The sequence below is a fragment of the Vibrio sp. R10-SG3-ISO3 genome, assembly GCF_059834225.1.
On record NZ_JCBDHE010000016.1, the window covers coordinates 124,730 to 133,165 of the forward strand.

7 protein-coding genes are annotated in these 8,436 nt (G+C 50.4%); 2 read left to right on the top strand and 5 right to left on the bottom strand.

What is annotated here, in order from left to right; genetic code table 11:
* Positions 1 to 111: 111 nt before the first annotated feature.
* Positions 112 to 2,457 (bottom strand): PilZ domain-containing protein, encoded by a 2,346-nt coding sequence (locus AC6R1A_RS03990; RefSeq protein ID WP_500633940.1) that lies wholly within the window; start codon positions 2,455 to 2,457, stop codon positions 112 to 114.
* 134 nt (positions 2,458 to 2,591) lie between these two features.
* Here AC6R1A_RS03990 and radA point away from each other — a divergent pair, with 134 nt between their 5' ends.
* The gene (radA, locus tag AC6R1A_RS03995; RefSeq protein WP_500626524.1) at positions 2,592 to 3,971 is read left to right on the top strand and encodes a DNA repair protein RadA; all 1,380 of its coding nucleotides are present in this window, start codon (positions 2,592 to 2,594) and stop codon (positions 3,969 to 3,971) included.
* A gap of 88 nt (positions 3,972 to 4,059) precedes the next feature.
* Here the strand turns inward: radA and csdA are convergent, their stop codons facing one another.
* The 4 genes from csdA to AC6R1A_RS04015 form a co-directional block, all read right to left on the bottom strand.
* Positions 4,060 to 5,271 carry a cysteine desulfurase CsdA gene (gene csdA, locus AC6R1A_RS04000; protein ID WP_500633939.1) on the bottom strand — a complete coding sequence of 404 codons (1,212 nt, stop codon included), beginning with the start codon at positions 5,269 to 5,271 and terminating at the stop codon, positions 4,060 to 4,062.
* Complete coding sequence (locus AC6R1A_RS04005) at positions 5,271 to 5,870, bottom strand: DJ-1 family glyoxalase III (protein WP_500633938.1); 600 nt, start codon at positions 5,868 to 5,870, stop codon at positions 5,271 to 5,273. Before AC6R1A_RS04005 ends, csdA begins: the two co-directional genes overlap by 1 nt.
* The gene (gene panE / locus AC6R1A_RS04010) at positions 5,863 to 6,750 is read right to left on the bottom strand and encodes a 2-dehydropantoate 2-reductase (protein ID WP_500633955.1); all 888 of its coding nucleotides are present in this window, start codon (positions 6,748 to 6,750) and stop codon (positions 5,863 to 5,865) included. The genes AC6R1A_RS04005 and panE overlap by 8 nt, the downstream gene beginning before the upstream one ends.
* A 107-nt stretch (positions 6,751 to 6,857) precedes the next feature.
* The gene (locus AC6R1A_RS04015) at positions 6,858 to 7,646 is read right to left on the bottom strand and encodes a nucleoside-specific channel-forming Tsx family protein (protein WP_500633937.1); all 789 of its coding nucleotides are present in this window, start codon (positions 7,644 to 7,646) and stop codon (positions 6,858 to 6,860) included.
* A gap of 356 nt (positions 7,647 to 8,002) precedes the next feature.
* On the opposite strand from AC6R1A_RS04015, the gene AC6R1A_RS04020 reads away from it, so the two are divergent.
* Positions 8,003 to 8,436, top strand: a 434-nt coding sequence (locus AC6R1A_RS04020) for an LON peptidase substrate-binding domain-containing protein (protein ID WP_500646145.1), incomplete at its 3' end; no start/stop codon positions are given.

The window sequence follows — 8,436 nt, forward strand, 5'->3', positions numbered from 1 at the left end:
AAGAGCCGAATTGACAACCTCATTGCCCACTCCTTCGAGTGGGCTTTTTTATGTTGGGTGATGGGTGATGGGTGATGGGTGATGGGTGATGGGATCAAGCGAAAGAGCGGATTAGCGCGTGAGCTCAAGGCGGATCAGGACTTCTTCTGTGATGTCGCTTAGCTCACCGTAACCGACGATGGTACCGATCTCTTTCTCTAAGCTTTTTGCCTTGTGGAGGCTGATGTTAGCAAGCTCGGCTAAGTCAGTGCGTACCAGTGCGGTCATAGGATCAAACACGGGCGCAGCGCAAATTCTCAGGGCGTAAAATTCGCCAATTGACATCGCTTGTTTGACGAAGCGAATACGATCTTTCAGTGTTTCAAATTCGCTGACCAACTTCGATTCGATTGACTGAATGCGCGTACCAAACTTTGCCGCACTCAAGTAGATCTCATGATATTGAGGTTCAGCACCTTCGATTCGGCGCATCGGTTGGGCGATAAGGGTATTGGTGCGACCTTTGTAGATAGGTTCGAGAGAAAAGTTCTTCTCTTCACCAAGCTTAGCCAGGAGTCCAAGGTAAGGAGGCAAAGGATAGTTGACCCCGATAACACGTGGGCGCAGATTCGGGCCGCGTTTTTCAAAAAACAGCGGTGAGCTGACCATTTTATCCAACAAAATATCGTGCAACCCTTCAAGCAGGGCATTACTGGGCAGTAGCTCTTGTTTGGCGACTAATTTATTTTGGTTGTGATCAATCAGCGAGCCAAAGAAGGCAATAGTCTTCATCGTCTGGCGCTCTTCGATGATCGCCAGTTGCATCCTCTTGCCGCCAGGGCTGATGCGTATCACCGTATACGGCACTTCATCAAGCGGGAGTTTTTTATCGTAAAGCTTTAACTCACTAAAGTCGACATGACACAGATCGCCCGCTTTTAACCCGCAAGGTGAGGTGAGTGCAATGCTCGCGCCATGCTTGGAGATATCTAACGTAACCCCAGCGTGACGCTGGCCATCGGCGGTTTTCAGTTGCAAAGGCGATTGAAACTGATACCTCGGCTCTTTGCGACGGGATTTGGCATCAAAATAGAGGCAAGCGGGGTTTGATTCAGGGTTGCGAGTGTGGCGAAACGGGTTGAGCTCGCTGCTGGCAAGACGCGGCTTATCCGTCAGCAAGTAGTCATTGCGACTGCTGCTGTCTGATATCTCTTGTAAAATGCCGCAGTGCGTCAAGGTGTTGGGCTCAAGACCAAGCTCGGTCGAGTGTGTAGACAGTTCACTTTTCTCTTCATCATCCAGCTCAAACACAGAGAGGCGAAACGCTCGCCAACTCTCTTTTTTCGCGCCCACATGCCAAAACAACTGTCGCTGTTCGCGCGTCGCTTCCGGCATCATCATCGAGAAAAACAGCTGCTTGCCCTGATGGTCATGGGTGAAGGAGTAAAGTACGTTACTGCTGCCGCGCATACCCGGAGTGGTCAGCTGTTTCATGCGCTGTTTATTAAACAAACTGGTGAGCGCCTGTTGATTACGTTCGTCGTGCCAGTACTGCCAAATCGGCTGATTGTTCTCCGTCATCAACACCAGTTTGAGCTCGTCACCACTGAAAAAGACCGGCAGATTGCAGGTGTGTTTGAGATAAGTGTGCTCGTAACCTCGAGAGCGAGCGCGGATGATCTTATCTTGATTATCGTGACGGGCTTTTTTACTGTCGTTATTGAGGCATTCTGCGATGATCGCTTCGATGGCTTGGGTTTCGTCGAGCATGATGGTACGCAGAAACTTCACTGCATCGTTTTCGTAAGACTCGTCGATACCAACAATCCGATAGCTAAACGCAGAGTGAATGGCCTCTACTTCCGAGCTCTGGGCGAGTTCTACAAAGCGTACCTCGACAATTTCACCCAGCTTATAGTCAAACGCAGACGGGACTTTAAACTTGGCCCCTGAAGGAGAGAGGTCAACGGTGACGCCGTGAACCAGTTGTCCTTTGGCGAGATTGAGCTCGATTTGGGAGGAAAGACGCAGACGATTCTCTTTGCGCTTCAGGTCATAGCCTAAGTTAATCGGCTCGACTTCCAGTGCACTGCTTTTGGCTTGCACTTCCGTGCCGATGGGCTTGCCGCGCTTTTGCATAACACGAAAGTTGTTGTGTGTGTTGGACAGCGCTTCCCACACGCCTTCGGTATAGCCGCCAAACTTACGCACATTTTTGTGATAAGCGTTGAAGGCGACATCATCTAACCAGTGGCGCAGTCCATCAAGCTTGTATTCTCGACACTCACCTTTGACCCGCCCTCTCAAATCCACTGGTTTGGTGCACGGTGCCATCACTCTATTGAGCTCCATTTTGACCAATATTTTGACCGACGGAGGCTCTCCTTCTGTCATTTGGGCAAGAAGGTACTCAAAGTCTTGTGAGTGGTAAGCGGCAATGAGCCGCTCAGCGATTGAAAGGATTTCCTGTTGCTGCATATTTTATGGTTAGATCTACCTAATTATTCTCTATCGACCTTGATAACACGATCTTTAATGATATGTTACATCGAATCAAGATAAAGTGACCCAGATTCGAATTGATAAGGTCACACAATAGCAGGTGAGGAACCATGGCAAAGGCAAAAAGAGCCTACGTGTGCAACGACTGCGGCGCAGATTTCCCAAGATGGCAAGGGCAATGCAATGCTTGTGGCGCTTGGAATACCATCAGTGAGGTGCGTTTAGCCGCCTCGCCAGCCGCGGCGCGTAACGAGCGCTTGAGCGGATACGCGGGCAACGCCGCTGAAACCAAAGTACAGACATTGTCTGAGATTGATCTACAAGAAGTGCCCCGTTTTACCAGCGGTTTCAAAGAGCTAGACCGAGTGTTGGGCGGTGGTGTCGTCCCAGGTGCCGCGATCTTGATCGGCGGCAATCCTGGCGCAGGTAAGTCGACATTGCTGCTGCAAACCATGTGTTACTTAGCATCGCAAATGCCAACTCTCTATGTCACAGGGGAAGAGTCCTTGCAGCAAGTCGCAATGCGCGCGTCGCGCTTGGGGCTACCTAAAGACAACCTCAAAATGCTTTCGGAGACAAACGTCGATCGCATCTGCCAGATCGCGGAGCAAGAACAGCCCAAAATCATGGTGATTGACTCGATTCAGGTCATGCACGTTTCGGATGTGCAGTCGTCACCGGGCAGCGTCGCTCAGGTGAGGGAGTCTGCCACCGCGCTGACCCGTTATGCTAAGCAAAACAACGTCTCGGTGTTTATTGTCGGCCACGTTACCAAAGATGGCACACTCGCAGGCCCTAAAGTGCTTGAGCACATTATCGACTGTTCTGTGTTGCTCGATGGCGGCACCGACAGCCGTTTTAGAACGCTGCGCAGTCACAAGAACCGCTTTGGCGCCGTCAATGAATTGGGGGTGTTTGCCATGACAGGGCAAGGGCTAAAAGAAGTCAGTAACCCTTCAGCCATCTTTTTGTCGCGCGGTGAAGAAGAAACCTCAGGCAGTTCCGTCATGGTCGTCTGGGAAGGCACACGACCCTTGTTGGTTGAGATACAAGCGCTGGTGGATTACTCCCAGTTGGCCAATCCACGTCGTGTTGCGGTGGGTCTTGAGCAGAACCGCTTGTCGCTGCTACTTGCTGTGCTGCATAAGCACGGGGGACTGCAGATGGCTGACCAAGATGTGTTTGTTAATGTGGTCGGCGGTGTCAAAGTCACCGAAACCAGTGCCGATCTCGCCTTGGTCATGGCGCTGCTATCCAGCTTTAGAGATCGCCCACTGCCTAAAGATGTTGTGGTGTTTGGAGAAGTCGGGTTAGCGGGGGAGATTCGCCCGGTGCCCAGTGGTCAAGAGCGCTTGAACGAAGCGTTTAAGCACGGCTTTAAAAAAGCGATCGTGCCGGCTGCGAACATGCCTAAAGGCGGGATTGCAGGCATGCAAATCCATGGTGTGAAAAAGCTGTCTGAAGCGATTGAAGCGTTTGATGAGTTGTAACTGTCAGCGCGATTGAGCACTGAACGAATTAAAAAGCGCCTTGCCGAACATTCAGCAAGGCGCTTTTTTGTCGGTGCATCGCGCCGCTCTAAAGCATATCCAGTGCTTTTTCTACGGCTTCAATCAATCGATCAACATCATCCTGCTGGTTATAGAGGGCAAAGGAGGCTCGAATCGTACCTGAGACGTTCAAAGCGTCCATCAAAGGATGTGCGCAGTGGTTTCCGGCGCGCACCGCAATCGCCTGTTGATCCAGTAAGGTCGCGACGTCTTGATGATGCACACCCTCAACAATAAAAGAGACCACCGAGGCGTTGTCTTGATAACCCAGCACTTTAACATCAGGTAGCGCTGAGAGCCTTTCATTGGTTTGACGGGCGAGGGCGCGTACATGTTTTTCAACGTCGGAGAGATTGAACGTTTCAAGCCAGGCCACTGCGCGACTGAGCGCCAGCGCGCCAGCGACATTGGGGGTGCCGGCTTCGAATTTCCCCGGTAGCTCGCTGAACGTCGTCCCAGAGAAGGAGACTTTTTCGACCATTTTTCCGCCGCCATGCCAAGGGGGCATAGCGTTGAGAAGATCGAGTTTGCCATACAGTACCCCAATCCCTGCGGGCGCAAACAGCTTGTGGCCGGAAAAGAGATAAAAGTCAGCGCCTAGGCGCTCGACATCAACCGGCTCATGCACAATACCTTGCGCGCCATCGACCACCACGATCGCGCCCACTTGATGGGCTTTCTCAATCACGGTTTCAACCGGTTGACGCGTGCCCGTTACGTTGGTGACGTGCGCTAACGCGACAATTTTGCAGCGCGTTGAAAGGAGTGATTCAAAGGCTGCAAGATCAAATTGACACTGCGGCGTCATCGGCACTTTCACCACTTTCGCGCCCGTTTGCTCAGCGACAATTTGCCATGGCACGATATTAGCGTGATGCTCCAGCTCGCTGACTAAGATCTCATCGCCCGGAGACAAAGTGCTGCGCGCATAGGTTTGAGCGATTAGGTTGACCGCTTCGGTTGCGCCACGTGTCCAGATAATGGACGCCGGACTCTGCGCGCCAATAAACTCAGCGATGTGAGCTCTGGCTGCTTCAAATTCACTGGTCGCTTGAGCCGTTAAACGGTGACTACCACGATGGACATTGGCGTTTTGTTGACTGTAGTAACGGCTTAATGTATCGATGACGCACTGCGGCTTTTGTGTCGTCGCCGCGCTATCAAGGTAGACCAAACGCTGCCCATTCACGTCTTGGTTGAGTGCTGGAAATTGGCCAATGATCTCAGCGGTTTCTCTCATTACGCTTCACCCAATTTGTGATATTGCAGGGTCGGAATCGTGACCATCGGCTCGGCAACTGTGGCAGCATGGGCTTTTCCAGAGAGATGAATGATGATTTCCATTGCAAACTCTAACGCTGTGCCCGGTCCCTGACTGGTCATTAGATTGTGATTGATGTCGTAGGTGACGCGTTTGACACGGCGTCTCTGCTCATCAATCATCGGCCAGAAACTAGGGTGACAGGTCATCAGCGCATCGGTGTACAAGCCATGATGAACCAGAACGAGCGCAGGCGCGGCGCAAATGGCTGCGACCAACTTACCTTCGTACATCTGCTGGCGCACAATCTCGACCAAAACGGTGCTGTCGCGAAAGACCTCGCTGCCTCCAACGCCACCGGGTAGGATGACGGCGTCAAATTCATCGTCTGCCACATCAACCAGTGTGCATTGCGCCGTGAGTGGGATGCCGCGTGAGCCAATCATGGTCAGATGACCATCAAAGTCGGCGCTGGCCACCACGGCATCATAGCCGGCACGTACCATCATATCGATGATGGTGACCGCTTCCATTTCTTCGCTACCAGGGGCGATGGGGATCAGTACTTTTTTAGTCATCTTTCCAGCTCTGTTCTCTCTGTTTTATCTCTTGGTATAGGCGTTGATTCATCGGTGTGGTTAGCCCGTAGTGCGCCGCCCATTTGAGGAGGTATCCAGTAATAAAGTCTATCTCGCTGTGCCTTTTATGCACAATATCTTGATGCATGGATGAGAAGTTACGAGCAGTGTTGGCAATCACGCCATTGATCTTCTCGAACAGTTCTTTTTGAGTGATGGTGTAGCCCTTAGCATGCATGACGCTATGCACTTCACTGACGATCTCGGCAATGGTTGCTTGAAGGTCGTCTCGGGCCAGCTCGCCATTGCGGACGTGTTCTAGAGCCGTCAGCGGATTGATGGCGCAGTTAATGGCAAGTTTCAGCCACAACGCCTGTTCGATGTCTGGGTGCCATGCCGTTGTTGGTAAAGCGTGATTGAGCACCTCGGCCAGAAAGCCACACGCTTGACCGCGAAAATTCGCAGCACCGATAAAGGTTTCCCCTTGGCCGGTATGTTGAATTGACCCACCGTCGCTGCGTAAGGCGCCGTGTGTGGTGGTCGCCAGCAGTATAGGATTGTTGGGCAGCCAGGTCTGTACTTGCTCTGCGTTACCCATGCCATTGTGCATCAGCATGATCATGGTATCGGGGTGAAGGAGGCTTCGGAGTGGCAACAGTGCCTCACACACCTGAGGGGCTTTGAGTGTGACCAATAAAAGGTCGGCGTTGGCTAAGCGGTCAGGTTGGTTGTTGGCGAACGTTTGAGATTGACCATCTAGGCAAAGGGATAGGCTCACTACGTCATGTCGTGAATAGACCGAGACAGCGTGCCCCGCTCGATAGAGCGCATGGGCCCACAAGGTACCAATCGCACCAGGACCGAGAATCACGATATTCATCATCAAGCAAAGGGTTAAGGATTTGAGGCAAGGATACGGATTGGCCGCGAGAATGCCAATAAAAATGGCGCCGATTGGCGCCATTTAGCTATGAAATAGCTGTTAACTTAGAATTTGTAAGTAACTGCGAAGTAGTGACCAAAGCCAGTTGACTTAAATCCATCTGTATCTTTAATGCCGTAGATATCTTTATAGCCTTTTAAGCCATAACCTACAGCAAACTGGTCTGAGTGCCAGTAAATACCATTGAACATTGCGCCACCATTGCTAGCAGTCGCGTAGCCTTTATCTGTTTCCATACCAAATTGGTAGTCAATGTAGCCTTGGTAAGAGATAAACGAGCCGTTTTCGAAGAAGTAGAATGGTTTGAACCAGTTAGTCGAGATTTGGTAGCCGTTCCAATCTTTTTTGTTGCTGTCGTATGTACCGTAGAAGTTTAAGCCAACTTTACCAAACCAAGGTAGCTCAACATCTGAGCCAAGGCCAACTTTCTGAGTATTTACGTCAGAATTACCACCCCATTCCATTAGAGTTGCTACGTATAGCTCTTGCACTGGACCAAATGACAAATCTTTACCAGTTAATGCATCAAGAGACATGCGTGGTGCAAACTTCATAAAGATCTTTTCTGCTTCAGCTTTGTCACTACCTGGATCTGAAGTCAAGTTGAACACGTCAACGTAACCATAGAGGTCGAAGATTCCTGAACGTCCGCCAAATTCCATCTCTAGGTAATCGTGAGTTGATTCGCCAGGAAGTTCATCGACTGCAGCCATAAGGTTAAACTGCATCCATTTGTAGTCGTTCTTGTGGATGTCGCCGTCTGAATAGTCAGCTGCCATCGCAGGCGCAGACATTGCTGTTACAACACCAAGAGCTAGAAGTGATTTACGCATAGTGGGACTCTCTATGTATTCGTTAAGTGTAAAAATGACGTCCATATATTGTGTAGCACGTTCTCCGACGTGCTCAGTTGGTGAGCATAATAGCGATTTAAATCTCAATTGGTAGTGATACGGAGTGCAAAAACACACAAAGTTAGTGAGGTTGATCACACTTATGGATAGAAAACTCAGTTATCGAGGGATTTTCACACTTTTGCATACTTTTTGATACAGATATCGTTTACGCAAACGTTTATGCGAAATTTTATGCTTGTCAATGAATCAACAGATTTGGTTAGTGATCGGTTTTTTTCAGCGCTGCGTACACATTGGCAACGATGTAGAGGTGAAACAAAGTGCAAGAGATCATGCTATTTCCCTTAAGTTCCATTGTCCTTCCTGAAGGGAAAATGAAACTGAGGATATTCGAGCCCAGATACAAACGACTCGTCTCTGATGCGATGAAAGGAGACGGTACGTTCGGAATTTGCTTGCTAGAAAGGGCCAAACAGTCAGACGCCGTTCAACTGTCACACACCGGCTCTCTGGTTCGTATTGTCGATTTTGATCAGTTGGATGACGGTCTGCTCGGTATTACGGTGTGTGGACTTCAGCGTTTTACTATCAAACGGGTGCGCACTGAGTTTGATGGGCTGCGCATGGCGAAAATTCGCACGCTGCCCAACTGGCAAGTGGCAGAGATGTCGCCTTCAGACGTTCATCTTGGTGAACACCTGCTTCAGGTGTATCACGACTACCCGCAAGTGGGGGAGCTATACCAGCAGCGCTTTATGGACGATGC

What these genes read in the sequence shown, in the direction of transcription:
- AC6R1A_RS04005 (WP_500633938.1), bottom strand. Translation starts at nt 5,870, where the DNA reads ATGACTAAAAAAGTACTGATCCCCATCGCCCCTGGTAGCGAAGAAATG.
- AC6R1A_RS04015 (WP_500633937.1), bottom strand. Translation starts at nt 7,646, where the DNA reads ATGCGTAAATCACTTCTAGCTCTTGGTGTTGTAACAGCAATGTCTGCG.
- panE (WP_500633955.1), bottom strand. Translation starts at nt 6,750, where the DNA reads ATGAATATCGTGATTCTCGGTCCTGGTGCGATTGGTACCTTGTGGGCC.
- radA (WP_500626524.1), top strand. Translation starts at nt 2,592, where the DNA reads ATGGCAAAGGCAAAAAGAGCCTACGTGTGCAACGACTGCGGCGCAGAT.
- csdA (WP_500633939.1), bottom strand. Translation starts at nt 5,271, where the DNA reads ATGAGAGAAACCGCTGAGATCATTGGCCAATTTCCAGCACTCAACCAA.
- AC6R1A_RS03990 (WP_500633940.1), bottom strand. Translation starts at nt 2,457, where the DNA reads ATGCAGCAACAGGAAATCCTTTCAATCGCTGAGCGGCTCATTGCCGCT.